This window comes from Stappia taiwanensis (genome assembly GCF_014635285.1).
Classification (GTDB): Bacteria; Pseudomonadota; Alphaproteobacteria; order Rhizobiales; family Stappiaceae; genus Stappia; species Stappia taiwanensis.
Map to the genome: position 1 here is coordinate 534,047 of NZ_BMCR01000001.1, position 12,893 is coordinate 546,939.

Genomic DNA, 12,893 nt, shown 5'->3' on the forward strand with positions numbered 1-12,893 from the left:
AAGGGGGTGGGGGACGCTATGACGCAAGACCATGAGACGAATCCGCCGCCCGGCGCAGGAACACGCCGCAGTGGCGAGGTTCTTCTGGAGGCGCGCGGCATCACGAAGCAGTTCGGTGACGTGCGCGCCAATGACGACGTGTCATTGGTCCTGCGCGCCGGAGAAATCCATGCCTTGCTCGGCGAGAACGGCGCCGGCAAGTCGACCCTGGTCAAGATCCTGTACGGCGCGCTGGAGCCCAATGCGGGCACGCTCCACTGGCGCGGCGCGCCGGTGCGCATCTCCAGCCCGGCGGAAGCGCGCGCCCTCGGCATCGGCATGGTGTTCCAGCATTTCTCGCTGTTCGAGGCGCTGACCGTCGCGGAAAACATCGCCCTTGCCCTGCCGGGCGGCACCCCGTTGCGCGACCTTTCCAAGCGGATCCGCAGTGTCTCGCAGGACTATGGTCTTGCCCTCGACCCGGACGCCATCGTTGCCGATCTGCCGGTTGGCATCCGCCAGCGCATCGAGATCGTGCGCTGCCTTCTGCAGGAACCGAAACTGATCATCATGGATGAGCCGACCTCGGTGCTGACGCCGCAGGAGGCCGACCAGCTGTTCCTGACCCTGGAACGGCTGACGGCGGAAGGCTGCGCCATCCTCTACATTTCCCACCGGCTGGAAGAGGTGAAGCGGATCTGCCATCACGCGACCATCATGCGGCACGGCAAGGTGGTGATGGAATGCGATCCCGCCCAGGAAACCGCCGGCTCGCTCGCCCGACTGATGGTCGGCTCCGCCGTTCACGACCTGAAGCGCGGTGCGCAGGCCGCCGAGGGCGGGCCGCGTCTTGAGCTTCGGGGGCTGTCCGCCCCGCCGGACGGGCCGTTTTCCGTGGCCTTGCAGGACATCAACCTGTCGGTGACGGGCGGCGAGGTCGTGGCCATCGCCGGTATCGCCGGAAACGGGCAGGGGGAGCTGTTCGATCTTCTCTCCGGCGAGCGGCGCGCGCAAGACAGCGGCGCCATTGTCATCGACGGCACCGCCAGCGGTCATCTCGGCATCACCCTCCGGCGCCGGCAGGGCTGCGGCTTCGTGCCCGAAGAGCGGCTCGGCCATGGGGCGGTGCCCGGCCTCAGACTGTCGGAGAACATCGTTCTGACCCGGCACGGCACCGGCGATGGGCTGGTGCGCGGCGGCATGCTCGACATGGGGCTGGCCCGGCGCATGGAACAGCGGATCAAGTCCAATTTCGATGTACGCATGTCGCATGACGACCCGGAGGCGCGGGCGCTTTCCGGCGGCAACCTCCAGAAATTCGTCATTGGCCGTGAGCTGGACCGGACGCCCGGCGTTCTGGTGGTCAATCAACCGACCTGGGGCGTCGATGCCGGCGCCGCCGCGCTGATCCGCCAGGAACTGATCGACCTGTCGCGGCAGGGATCAGCTGTTCTGGTCATCAGCCAGGATCTCGACGAGATCTTCGAGGTCGCCGACCGGATTGCCGTGATTTCCCGCGGGCACTTGTCGCCGGCGGAACCCGCCGCGCAGCTGACGCGGGAGCGGATCGGCCTGCTGATGGGCGGGCTGGAAGAGGGGCAGGGGAAGGCAGGTCATGCGGCTTGAGCTGGAAAAGCGCGCCGAGCATTCACGGACCATGGCGGTGCTCTCACCGCTGCTTGCCCTCGTTCTGACGCTGATCAGCGGCGCGATCATGTTCGCTCTGCTCGGTCAGGACCCGGTGCGCGCGCTCTATACCTTCTTTATCGAGCCCCTGACCGCCTCCTGGTCGCTGCAGGAGCTGGTGGTCAAGGCGGCACCGCTGATCCTGATCGCCGTTGGTCTGGCTGTCTGCTACCTGTCGAACACCTGGAACATCGGCGCGGAAGGGCAATTCACCTTCGGCGCGATTGCCGGCTCGCTGCTGCCGATCGTGTTTCCCGGATTTGAATCGCCGCTCACCCTGCCCCTGATGCTGCTCATGGGCATCGCCGGCGGCATGCTCTGGGGCGCCATTCCCGCCTTTCTGAAAATCCGTTTCGGCGCCAATGAGATCCTGACCAGCCTGATGCTGGTCTATGTGGCCCAGCTCTTTCTCGACTGGCTGGTGCGCGGTCCCTGGCGCGATCCGGAAGGCTTCAACTTCCCTGAAAGCCGTCTGTTCTCCGATGCGGCGATCCTGCAGCCGCTCGCCGATGGCCGGATGCATGTGGGCGCGCTGTTCGCGCTGCTTGCCGTCATCGCCATGAGCGTGATCCTGATGAAGACCCTCAAGGGCTTCGAGGTGCGCGTGCTCGGGCAGGCGCCGCGCGCCGGACAGTTCGCCGGCTTTTCCCGCAACAAGATGGTGCTGTTCGCCTTCCTGCTGTCGGGCGGGCTGGCCGGCCTTGCCGGCATCAGCGAGGTGTCCGGCTCGATCAACCAGCTCACACCGGTGATTTCGCCCGGCTACGGTTTCACCGCGATCATCGTCGCCTTTCTCGGCCGGCTCAATCCCATCGGCATCTTCATCGCCGGCTTCCTGCTGGCCCTGTCCTATCTGGGCGGGGAGGCGGCGCAGGTCTCGCTCGGCCTGTCCGACAAGACCACCCGCGTGTTCCAGGGCATGCTGCTGTTTTACGTGCTCGCCTGCGACACGCTGATCCTCTACCGCATTCGCCTGACCAGGGCCTACGCACCGTCGGGAAAGGAAGCCTGAGATGGGCGGGTATGAATCCATCATCCTCACGGTCATCACGGCGGCAACGCCCTTGCTGCTGGCCGCCATCGGCGAGCTGGTCGTGGAGCGATCCGGGGTGCTCAACCTCGGCGTCGAAGGCATGATGATCGTCGGTGCCGTCCTCGGCTTCGCCGGCGCCCAGGCCACCGGTTCGGCCTATATCGGCGCACTCTGCGCCCTTGGCGCGGGCATGGGGCTGGCACTGCTGTTCGGGTTCCTGACCTTGCACCTGGTGGCCAATCAGGTGGCCACCGGTCTTGCCCTGACCCTGCTCGGCCTCGGCCTGGCCGGCATGATCGGCGAGGCCTTCGTCGGCCAGCCGGGCATCCGGCTTGAGCGGCTGCACATCCCTGGCCTCAGCACGCTGCCGTTCATCGGCCCGGTGCTGTTCGGTCAGGATCTGCTGGTCTATCTCTCCCTGGCACTTGTCGCCGGCGTGTCCTTCGTGCTGTTCCGCACCCGCGCCGGGCTGATCATCCGCGCTGTTGGCGACAATCATGGCTCCGCCCATGCCCTTGGCGTCTCGGTGATCCGGGTGCGCTATTTCGCGGTGCTGTTCGGCGGCGCCTGCGCCGGTCTTGCCGGCGGCTACCTGTCGCTGGCCTATACGCCGCAGTGGGTCGAGGGCATGACCGCCGGCCGGGGCTGGATCGCGCTGGCGCTGGTGGTGTTCTCCACCTGGCGGCCACTGCGGCTTCTCGCCGGGGCCTATCTGTTCGGCGCCGTCGGCATTCTCCAGTTTCACGCCCAGGCGGGCGGGGTGGCGATTCCCTCGCAATTCCTGACCGCCTTGCCTTATCTTGCAACCATTGTGGTTCTTGTCATCATTTCCCGGAATCGTGTGCTGACCCGGATCAACACGCCGGCCTGTCTCGGCCAGCCCTTCGTTCCCGACCGGTAGACCCGCACGACACCACAAGATGAAGCGGGACATGCCATCCGCCGCTTCTTTTTGCTTGAAAACAAAACGGATGCTCAACGGGGATGTGGAGTTCACAGATGCGTAAACTTCTCAGCATGGCCGCCGCGGCGGTTCTGAGCTTCGGGGTTGTCGGCGCCGAAGCCGCCGACAAGCTCAAGGTCGGTTTCATCTATGTCGGCCCGATCGGCGACTATGGCTGGTCCTACCAGCACAACCAGGGCCGGCTGGCCATTGAAGCCGCCCTCGGTGACAAGGTCGAAACGGTCTACATCGAAAACGTGTCCGAGGGACCGGATGCGGAACGCGCCATCGAGCGCCTCGCCCGTGACGGCGCCGGCCTGATCTACAGCACCTCCTTCGGCTTCATGAACCCGACCCTGAAGGTGGCCAAGAAGTTCCCGAACGTGAAGTTCGAGCATGCCACCGGCTATAAGCGGGCGGCCAATGTCTCGACCTATTCGGCCCGCTTCTACGAAGGCCGCTATGTGATTGGCCAGATCGCCGCGCGCATGTCGAAGACCGGCACCGCCGGCTACATCGGCTCCTTTCCGATCCCGGAAGTGATCCGCGGCATCAACGCCTTCATGCTCGGCGCGCAGTCGGTCGACCCGGACTTCAAGGTCAAGATCGTCTGGGCCAACAGCTGGTACGATCCGGGCAAGGAGGCTGACGCCGCCAAGGCACTGCTCGACCAGGGTGTCGACGTCCTCGCGCAGCACACCGACAGCCCGGCGCCGCTACAGGTCGCCGAGGAACGGGGTGCAATCGGCTTCGGCCAGGCTTCGGACATGATCAAGTTCGCGCCGAAAGGCCAGCTGACAGCGATCGTCGACGACTGGAGCGTCTACTACGTCAACCGCACCAAGGCCGTGCTGGACGGCACCTGGGAAAGCACCGACACTTGGGGCGGTCTGGATGCCGAGATGGTGCTGATGGCGCCCTTCACCAACATGCCGGAAGATGTCGCCAATGCCGCCAAGGAGACGGTGGAGAAGATCCGTTCCGGCAAGCTGCATCCCTTCACCGGCCCGATCTACAAGCAGAACGGCGAACTCGCCGTGGCCGACGGCATTCTGCTTGACGATCAGGCCATGCTGGGCATGAACTGGTACGTCAAGGGCATCGACGACCAGCTGCCGCAGTAAGCGACAGCGCCTTTTTACCGAAGCGCGGCATCGGGAAACGCTCCCGATGCCGCAAGATCTGCGGCCTTGAAATCGGCGCCGCTGAATTCGGCCCGTCCCGTCCCGCGCTTTGACACGAGCCGCGGACAGGACCTTCGGCCAAACAGCAGGGACGGGGGACATGCAACGTCAACGTCGGAACAGGGCAGGGCACCGCACCCGACGTCGCCCCGGTCGCCCCCTTGACGCAGCATTGCTTTCATCCAGCATTTCAGCTAGCTGCTCAAATCTCACCACTTGTTTCGCTTTCCCGGCAGGACCGCACTGCCGAGAGGGTGCGCAGCCAGCCCAACAGGCGCGCGTCATCACGCGAATGGGGCGCTGATCTGATGTCTCCGGAAAACCACTCAGACGACCAGACAGACGATCAGGCCGGCAGTTCTCCGGACCGACAGCCGAACGCCGCCTCCGCCACTCCGCTCTTGCCCAGCCTCGGTTCAGCGATCGACACCAGATGGGCGGAACAACTCGCGTTTCTGAAGACCCTGGTTCGGATGCCAAGCGAGATCCCCCCCGGGGACATGGAGCCTTTTGCCGGCGACATTGCCGATGCGCTGCAGGCTCTCGGTCTCGAGGTGGAGCGCCACCCGGTGCCCGAGCCTTTTGTCCGCCAGACCGGCATGCGCAGCGTCACCAACCTGATTGTTCGGCGTCGGTTCGCCGATGGTCACGGCCCGGTGGTTGCCCTGTGTAGCCACGCCGATGTGGTTCCGCCGGGGGAGGGGTGGCGTCATGCGCCCTATGGGGCCTCGGAAGTGAACGGTCTCCTGTTCGGGCGCGGTACCGCCTTCGGAAAATCGGACATCGCCGCCTATGCCTTCGCGCTGCTGGCTCTTGAGGAAGAAGCGCGCGCTGAAGACGCGGCGCCCGGAGGCGCGAAACTCTCCGGCACGGTCGAGCTGCATATCACCTTCGATGAGGAAGCCGGCGGCTATGTCGGCCCGAGCTGGATCCTCGGGCAGGAACTGAGCAAGCCGGATTTCGTCATCGCGTCCGGATTCAGCCGCTTCGTCACCACGGCCCACAGCGGCTGCCTGCATCAGGAAATCATCGTCCGCGGGCGCGCCGCCCATGCGGCCGAGCCGGGGGCCGGTGTCGATGCACTGGAGGCAGCCTCGCGCATTCTGCATGCCCTTTACCGCGAGCGCGACCGGCTCGCCGCCTGCCGCAGCACGCTGGATCCGGACATTGCCGCGTCGCTCACCATCGGCCTGATCCAGGGCGGGGTGAACACCAATGTGGTGCCGGATCGGGTGCTGATCCGTCTGGATCGCCGGCTGCTGCCGGAGGAAGACGGGGAAACCGTCGAGCGGGCTCTGGGCACCCTGATCCAGAATGCCGCCGGCGAGCAAGAGGGGCTTGAGGTCGAGTGCCGCCGCATCCTTCTGGCCGAGCCACTGCGTCCCGTCACCGGCGTCGGCGAACTGGCAAGCGCCGCGCACCGGCACATTCGCGAGGTCTTCCCCGACGCGGACACCCGCACCAGTGGATCACCGATCTTTTCCGACGCCCGTCACTACGCCGCCGCCGGCATTCCGACGATCCTCTATGGCAGCGGCCCGACCTCACTGACGGCAGCCAACGCCCATGGCGCCGATGAACATGTGGTTCTTTCCGATCTCAGAGCCGCCACCGTCGTCGTTGCGGCGACCTTGGGCGATCTTCTGCGCACCTGACGCCGTGTGCCTCGCCCGTCCACGCGTGGCAGAGGCGAGGGGATCGCGAGCAACACCTCTGCAACCTTTTCGATATATGGTATTTTACGGATTGGCGAAAAACGACCTTAAGGTCGTCCATCCATAGTCGCCTCGCCTTCAGAACCTGCACCATTGGCCTGCTTGTAACAGCGGGCTAACGGTGCTTGCGATACGTCCTGGATCATGCACCTCGATTTTCAGACCCTATATGTTGTCATCATCCTGAATTCGCTGAGCCTGATCGTTGTCTGGGCAGCGATTGTCTGGGTCAACAAGCCGTTTCTGGCCGCGCGCTACTGGCTGGCATCGCTGGTGATGACGAGTATGGGCGGTGCGTTTCTGGCGCTGGACGATGCGCCGACGGCAACCGGCATCACCGGCTTTGGCATTAGTCTGATCGGTGCCGGCTTTGGTGTGATGTGGCAGGGAGTTCGTGTCTTTTATGGTCGAAGGCCGCGATGGGGCTTGCTCGCGCTGATCGTTCTGGGAAGCGCTCTGGCCCTCGCCTTGGTCCTGTCCAGCCAGCACCGCGCTCAGCAAAATGTGGTGTTCGCCGGCGTCCAGATGATACCGATATTCCTCGTGGTGATGGCGCTTGTGACCTTGCGCCCCAGGAAGCTCGGCGCCCTGGTGGCCGCCGGCGCCGCTATCATCGCCTTCGCCGGACACGCAGGCGAGGCGGGGAGCAACATTGCCCGGCTCATCGGTTTCATGCATGACGATACCTATTATGATTTCGCAGCCTGGTTCCTTGTCGCCGTCGTGATCGGATGCAGCCTCTGGAACCTCGGTTTTCTGCTCATGGCGATCGATCGGCTGAAGGCCGATCTGGCCCATCTCGCAACCCGGGACGACCTGACGGGCCTTCCAAACCGTCGCGGCTTCCGCGAGATGGTGCGCCTGTGCGAACAGGAGGGGCGGCGGCGGCGTCTGGGGGCTGCCGTGATGATGATCGACCTCGACAATTTCAAGTCCGTCAACGACCGCTACGGCCATGCGGCCGGCGATGCCTGCCTTGTGCATGTGGCACGGCTTGCGCAAAGCATCGAGCGCCCGGGCGACTTGCTCGCCCGATTGAGCGGCGATGAATTCTGCCTCCTGCTGCCGGACACGGACATCGCCAAGGCCGCGCGGGTGGCGGATCGGCTGCGGGAGGCGGTCGCCTCCAACCCCTTCGCCTGGCACGGTCACCTGATCCCGCTGTCGCTCAGCCTCGGCCTCAGCACCTGGTGGCCCGAGACCGGCGACGACATTCGCGACGCGCTGCATCGCGCCGACCTCGCTCTTTATGAAACCAAGCATGGCGGCCGCAACGGCGTGACCGTTCACCAACCCGAAGCGTCCCCGTTCCCCCTGGCCGGCAGGGCGATCTTGTCCCGACCGGCGGCGGTCTCGTGATGGAATGGCTATGTCTGGGTCCCGTCCATTCCACTGGCGCCAATCTGTGTCGATGTTCCCAACACTCAAGACTGAAGCCGAGTTCCGGGAGCCGAAGGTATAGACCCTAGGGAAATCTAGAGAACATCAATAAAGGGGCAGGGCAGTGTCATCTTCTTTTCAGCGTGAATGGCTCACGGACCTTCTCGAAACCGCACCTTCTGTTGTGTTCTTTGCAATATTGAGATCTGGACACGATTTGGAATTGGCTGGATGGATCGGGACCGGACTTTCCGCCATGGTGTTATTTGGCTTTTTAGCGTCCCGCGTGCGTTTTAACCCGATCTTACTCGGTATCAATATTCATCTCTTCATCGTTACGCCACTCATCGTGTCAGTGTACCAATTCGGATTTCCTGAGGTCGGAGCGACACTGACCCGCTATTCACAAAGCGCCGTCCTTGTCACCATCCTTCTTGTCGGTATAGCGCTAACTCTATTGTCTCGTGACGGCTTCATCGGCGCTGGCGAGCTTTCACCCACGGCAGCGCAGAGCCATTCAGCAAAATTACTCATCGCGACATTGGCCGCAACGGCCTGGGCAATCACTCACCACGAGAGTGTCATCACGGGGGTTGCCTTGCCCATTATCGCGCTGTTCGGCCTCCGCCGTTTCCTGATTGCACGATGGCTAGATCGCAACAATCAGATCACCGGCATTGCTGCCGTTGGGAGCGGCGCAATGTTCTCAAACGGACCTGAGAGCGGTGCCGTCTCGTAAGTCGCTTTCAGCTCGCTCCCAAACACATGGTAGTCAGTCCGGAAACCTCGACAGGCGGGGCTCAGACCGCCCCCATTTCCCCACATCCATCCGCGACAAACTTAATTCGCATAAGATATATTATGGAATATTTTTGGATGGACGCGAAAACGGCGAATGATCAGTGGTTTCAGACGGTTGCCCGCCCGCGGTTTGAAATGGTAGCCCGTCAGAGAGTTCAGATGGTTGCCAGTCAGAGAATTCGGGTGACCGCTCAGGTCTCATCGCCGAAGCGATCATCATCGGCCGCCATCCACCCACCAAAGCCGGCACCGACGTTGCCCGCGTCCTCCACGTCTTCCATCAGCGATGCAATGCTCGGCGCCTCGATGACACGGCGCGACAGGCCCACGGAAAATCCGGCACGGCACAGCGCGGCAATTTCCTTCTGCCGGATGGCGAAATCCGCATCGCTCCGGCGCCACGGTCCGATGCGCTTCTTGCGCGCCGCGATACAGGCCGCCGAGAGATCGTCACCAGATCGCGCATCGTGCATCAGCCGCTCGATCAGATCCGCATCGACACCCTTAGCCGCGAGCCCCATGCCGATCCGCCGCGCGGACCGGCCCTTACGGCGCTCACTGGCGATCCGCGCCTCGGCATAGGCCTTGTCGTCGATCAGCCCGGCACGAACGCAACGCGCCACCACCGGGTCGATCAACGGCAGATAATCGGACGGATCGGTTCCAAGCTGCATGGCCAGACGGCGCAGCTTGCGTGCCAGCACCTGGCGCAGATTGGCTTCGCTGGAGCCGTAGCGATCCAGATACGACAGCGCCGAACGCATCAGCCGATCCTCGCTCGGCGGGACCGGTTTGCGCGCCATCAGCCGGTGGTCGCCCGCGCCATCGCCGGCACTTCGAACCGCATCCCGTCATAGCCGGGCTCCACACCTGGCGGCAGTTCACGCTCCAGCGTGCGGTAGTCCAGATCCACATGCATGTTGGTGAGAATTGCCCGCTTTGGTCCCATCTGCGCAATCCACCCCAGCGCATCGTCGAGCGAGAAATGGCTCGGATGCGAACTGCGCCGCAAGGCATCGATAATCCAGACGTCGAGGCCGGAGACGCCGTCGATTGAAGAAGGCGGAATATCTTTTACATCAGGCAGATATGCGACGTTCTCAAAGCGAAACCCGAGCGCGGGAATATCGCCGTGGTCCACCTCGAACGGGGTGAAACGGATTGGGCCGCCCGCCCCATCGATGACCTGTTCGCACCCGGCAACAATCCGGTGCTCGCTCAGGATCGGCGGATAGCTGGAGCCTTTCGGCGTGTGAAAACCGTAGCCGAAAAGCGCGTTCGCCCGCTCGGAGGTCAGCGCATCCATATAGACCGGAATGCGCTTGCGATGGGTGATCGCCAGCGGCCGCACATCGTCGATGCCATGCAGGTGGTCCGCATGGGCATGGGTCAGAAGCACCGCGTCAAGATCGGTCACCGCCGCATCGAGAAGCTGCTGACGCAGGTCCGGTCCGGCATCGACCAGGACGGTGGTTTCCCCTTCCGGGCCGATGCGCCGCACCAGCAGCGCGCAGCGCTTGCGCCGGTTGCGCGGCTCGTTCGGATCGCAGGCGCCCCAGATGTTGCCGACACGCGGCACGCCCGCCGACGAGCCGCAGCCCAGAATGGTGAAATGCAGGGTCTCGCCGGTGGGATTGCCTGTCGTCATGCCAGCTCCACCTTCGGCACCTTGGAAAACAACCGGAAGAAATTCTCGGTGGTCTGACGCGCCATCTCTGCCTCGTCGACGCCACGCGCCTCCGCCAACACCTTGTTGGTATGCGCCACATAGGCCGGCTCGTTGCGCTTTCCGCGCCAGGGCTGCGGCGCAAGATACGGCGCATCGGTTTCGACCAGCAGGCGATCCGCCGGCAGTTCGGCGGCGATGGCCCGCAAGTCTTCCGAGCGCTTGAAGGTAAGGATCCCGGAGAAGGAGACGTAAAGCCCCAGCTCGATCCCCGTCAGCGCCAGATCCCGCCCGGAGGAGAAGCAATGCAGCAGGGCCGGGAAGGCCCCCTTCCCCATTTCCTCGCGCAGGATTGCCGCCATGTCCTCGTCCGCATCGCGCGAATGGATCACCAGCGGCAGGCCGGTCTCGCGGGCGGCGGCGATGTGCCGACGAAGCCCCATCGCCTGCGCCTCGCGCGGCGCCTTGTCGTAGAAATAGTCGAGCCCGGCTTCGCCGATGGCGACCACCTTGTCATCGGCGGCAAGGCGGACGAGATCGGCCGTGGTCACGTCCATTTCCTCGCCGGCGCTGTGCGGATGGGTGCCCACCGAGCAGTAGACGCAAGGGTAACGGTCGGCGATGGCCTTCACCTGATCGAACTTGGCCACCCGGGTGGAAATCGTCACCATGACGCCGACCCCGGCGGCATTTGCCCGAGCGACGATCTCGTCACGCTCCGCGTCGAAATCGGCGAAGTCGAGATGGCAATGACTGTCGACCAGCATCACGCTTTTCCACCATCGGTTTCCGCTTCCGCCTCGACATAGCGGGGGAAGACGCCCGCCGGCTTGGGCAGTTCGGTACCGCCGGCCAGCCGCCCCGCCGGGCCGAGCCGGTCAAACGTCCGCGCTTCCGCCGGCACGCTCAGAAGATCCAGCAGACGGCCGGCGCTCTCCGGCATCACCGGCTGGGCGAGGATCGCCACCTGGCGGATGATTTCCGCCGTGACATAGAGCACCGTTCCCATCCGCTCCGGATCAGTCTTTTTCAGCGCCCAGGGTTCCTGTCCGGCGAAATAGCGGTTGGCGTCGGCGACAACCGCCCAGACGGTCGACAGGGCCTGATGGATCGCCTGACGCTCCATCGCCGTGCGGCAGGCCTCCAGCATCGCATCCGCCTGAGCCAGGATTTCCGTATCCGCCTCGCTGAAGGCCCCGGGCGTCGGCAGCGTGCCCTGACAATTCTTGCCGATCATCGACAGCGAACGCTGCGCCAGATTGCCCAGATCGTTGGCCAGATCCGCGTTGATCCGGTTGACGATCGCCTCATGGCTGTAGTTGCCATCCTGGCCGAACGGCACCTCGCGCAGGAAGAAATAGCGCACCTGATCAAGGCCATAGTGCGACACCAGCGCGAACGGATCGATCACATTGCCGACCGACTTCGACATCTTCTCGCCGCGGTTGAACAGGAAGCCATGGGCGAACACCCGCTTTGGCAGCTCGATGCCGGCGGACATCAGGAACGCGGGCCAGTAGACCGCATGGAAGCGGACGATGTCCTTGCCGATCACATGAAGGTTGGCCGGCCAGTAGCGCCAGTTCTCGGCGTTCTCATCGGGGAAGCCGAGCGCGGTAATGTAGTTGGTCAGCGCATCGACCCACACATACATCACATGCCGCTCATCGCCCGGCACCCGTACGCCCCAGTCAAAGGTGGTGCGCGATATCGACAGATCCTTGAGCCCGCCCTTGACGAAGCTCATCACCTCGTTGCGCCGCTCGTCCGGACCGATGAACTCCGGGCAGTTCTCGTAGAGCTCCACCAGCCGGTCCTGATAAGCGGACAGGCGGAAGAAATAGCTTTCCTCCTCGACCCACTCCACCGGGCTGCCTTGCGGGCCGTAGCGCACCCCATCGGCGCGCAGCTCCGTTTCGCTTTCCTGGTAGTAGGCCTCGTCCCGCACCGAGTACCAGCCGGAGTAGCTGTCCTTGTAGATGTCGCCATTGGCATCCATCCGCCGCCAAATCTCCTGGCAGGAAGCATGATGGCGCGGTTCGCTGGTGCGAATGAAATCGTTGTTGGAACAACCCAGGGCCGCGACCATGTCGCGGAACCGCCCGGCGTTTCGCTCCGCCAGTTCCTCCACCGGCATATCCGCCGCCCGTGCGGTCTGAAGCATCTTCTGGCCGTGCTCGTCCGTTCCGGTCAGGAAGAACACATCACGCCCATCGAGCCGGTGAAACCGGGCGATGGCATCGGTCGCAATCGCCTCATAGGCATGGCCGATGTGCGGCACGCCGTTCGGGTAGGAAATCGCGGTCGTGATGAAAAAGGGCGGGCGGTCGGTCATGGCCAAGGTTCGGGTCCGGCGGTTCGCTGTCATTGGGTGGCGCGAAGAACGACTGTGTTCATCCGCGCTTCGGAAGGAATGGCCGGATGCCAAGCGATCCGGCGGGAAATCATCTGTCATGTCCTGTCGGCAACGGCAATCGTCGCCGAAACGTTTGTCTCCACATGGCCT

The 12,893-nt window shown here is 63.9% G+C and carries 11 protein-coding genes; 7 read left to right on the forward strand and 4 right to left on the reverse strand.

Going from position 1 to position 12,893, the window contains the following annotated elements; genetic code table 11:
• Positions 1-18: 18 nt before the first annotated feature.
• The 7 genes from IEV83_RS02405 to IEV83_RS02435 all read left to right on the forward strand — a co-directional run bounded on the left by IEV83_RS02405 (position 19) and on the right by IEV83_RS02435 (position 8,659).
• Entirely contained in the window at positions 19-1,605 is a 1,587-nt protein-coding gene (locus tag IEV83_RS02405; RefSeq protein WP_181761337.1) for an ABC transporter ATP-binding protein, read from the forward strand.
• Positions 1,595-2,677 carry an ABC transporter permease gene (locus IEV83_RS02410; RefSeq protein WP_181761336.1) on the forward strand — a complete coding sequence of 361 codons (1,083 nt, stop codon included), beginning with the start codon at positions 1,595-1,597 and terminating at the stop codon, positions 2,675-2,677. The genes IEV83_RS02405 and IEV83_RS02410 overlap by 11 nt, the downstream gene beginning before the upstream one ends.
• A gap of 1 nt (position 2,678) precedes the next feature.
• On the forward strand, positions 2,679-3,599 hold the full coding sequence (locus tag IEV83_RS02415) for an ABC transporter permease (protein ID WP_181761335.1): 921 nt from the start codon (positions 2,679-2,681) through the stop codon (positions 3,597-3,599).
• Positions 3,600-3,697: 98 nt separating this feature from the next.
• Entirely contained in the window at positions 3,698-4,765 is a 1,068-nt protein-coding gene (locus IEV83_RS02420; RefSeq protein WP_181761334.1) for a BMP family ABC transporter substrate-binding protein, read from the forward strand.
• A 560-nt stretch (positions 4,766-5,325) separates the two neighbouring features.
• Positions 5,326-6,480: a M20/M25/M40 family metallo-hydrolase gene (locus IEV83_RS02425; protein ID WP_244628030.1), complete on the forward strand. Its 1,155-nt coding sequence runs from the start codon at positions 5,326-5,328 to the stop codon at positions 6,478-6,480.
• Between the two features lie 204 nt (positions 6,481-6,684).
• Positions 6,685-7,899: a GGDEF domain-containing protein gene (locus tag IEV83_RS02430; RefSeq protein ID WP_181761332.1), complete on the forward strand. Its 1,215-nt coding sequence runs from the start codon at positions 6,685-6,687 to the stop codon at positions 7,897-7,899.
• Between the two features lie 145 nt (positions 7,900-8,044).
• Positions 8,045-8,659 (forward strand): hypothetical protein, encoded by a 615-nt coding sequence (locus IEV83_RS02435; RefSeq protein ID WP_181761331.1) that lies wholly within the window; start codon positions 8,045-8,047, stop codon positions 8,657-8,659.
• A 253-nt stretch (positions 8,660-8,912) separates the two neighbouring features.
• On the opposite strand, the gene IEV83_RS02440 is transcribed toward IEV83_RS02435, so the two are convergent.
• From IEV83_RS02440 to metG, 4 genes are read right to left on the reverse strand one after another with little or no spacing between them, the layout of a single operon-like run.
• A complete protein-coding gene (locus IEV83_RS02440) occupies positions 8,913-9,524 on the reverse strand; it encodes a regulatory protein RecX (RefSeq protein ID WP_181761330.1) in 612 nt (203 codons plus the stop codon).
• The gene (locus tag IEV83_RS02445) at positions 9,524-10,369 is read right to left on the reverse strand and encodes an MBL fold metallo-hydrolase (protein ID WP_181761329.1); all 846 of its coding nucleotides are present in this window, start codon (positions 10,367-10,369) and stop codon (positions 9,524-9,526) included. The genes IEV83_RS02440 and IEV83_RS02445 overlap by 1 nt, the downstream gene beginning before the upstream one ends.
• Positions 10,366-11,154, reverse strand: a complete 789-nt coding sequence (locus IEV83_RS02450) for a TatD family hydrolase (protein WP_181761328.1) — start codon at positions 11,152-11,154, stop codon at positions 10,366-10,368. Before IEV83_RS02450 ends, IEV83_RS02445 begins: the two co-directional genes overlap by 4 nt.
• Positions 11,154-12,722 (reverse strand): methionine--tRNA ligase, encoded by a 1,569-nt coding sequence (metG, locus tag IEV83_RS02455; RefSeq protein WP_181761327.1) that lies wholly within the window; start codon positions 12,720-12,722, stop codon positions 11,154-11,156. Before metG ends, IEV83_RS02450 begins: the two co-directional genes overlap by 1 nt.
• Positions 12,723-12,893: the final 171 nt, after the last annotated feature.

Excerpts from the sequence above, each read along its gene's own strand:
- IEV83_RS02445 (WP_181761329.1), bottom strand. The coding sequence starts at position 10,369 with ATGACGACAGGCAATCCCACCGGCGAGACCCTGCATTTCACCATTCTG.
- metG (WP_181761327.1), bottom strand. The coding sequence starts at position 12,722 with ATGACCGACCGCCCGCCCTTTTTCATCACGACCGCGATTTCCTACCCG.
- IEV83_RS02405 (WP_181761337.1), top strand. The coding sequence starts at position 19 with ATGACGCAAGACCATGAGACGAATCCGCCGCCCGGCGCAGGAACACGC.
- IEV83_RS02430 (WP_181761332.1), top strand. The coding sequence starts at position 6,685 with ATGCACCTCGATTTTCAGACCCTATATGTTGTCATCATCCTGAATTCG.
- IEV83_RS02440 (WP_181761330.1), bottom strand. The coding sequence starts at position 9,524 with ATGGCGCGCAAACCGGTCCCGCCGAGCGAGGATCGGCTGATGCGTTCG.
- IEV83_RS02450 (WP_181761328.1), bottom strand. The coding sequence starts at position 11,154 with ATGCTGGTCGACAGTCATTGCCATCTCGACTTCGCCGATTTCGACGCG.
- IEV83_RS02425 (WP_244628030.1), top strand. The coding sequence starts at position 5,326 with ATGGAGCCTTTTGCCGGCGACATTGCCGATGCGCTGCAGGCTCTCGGT.
- IEV83_RS02410 (WP_181761336.1), top strand. The coding sequence starts at position 1,595 with ATGCGGCTTGAGCTGGAAAAGCGCGCCGAGCATTCACGGACCATGGCG.
- IEV83_RS02415 (WP_181761335.1), top strand. The coding sequence starts at position 2,679 with ATGGGCGGGTATGAATCCATCATCCTCACGGTCATCACGGCGGCAACG.
- IEV83_RS02420 (WP_181761334.1), top strand. The coding sequence starts at position 3,698 with ATGCGTAAACTTCTCAGCATGGCCGCCGCGGCGGTTCTGAGCTTCGGG.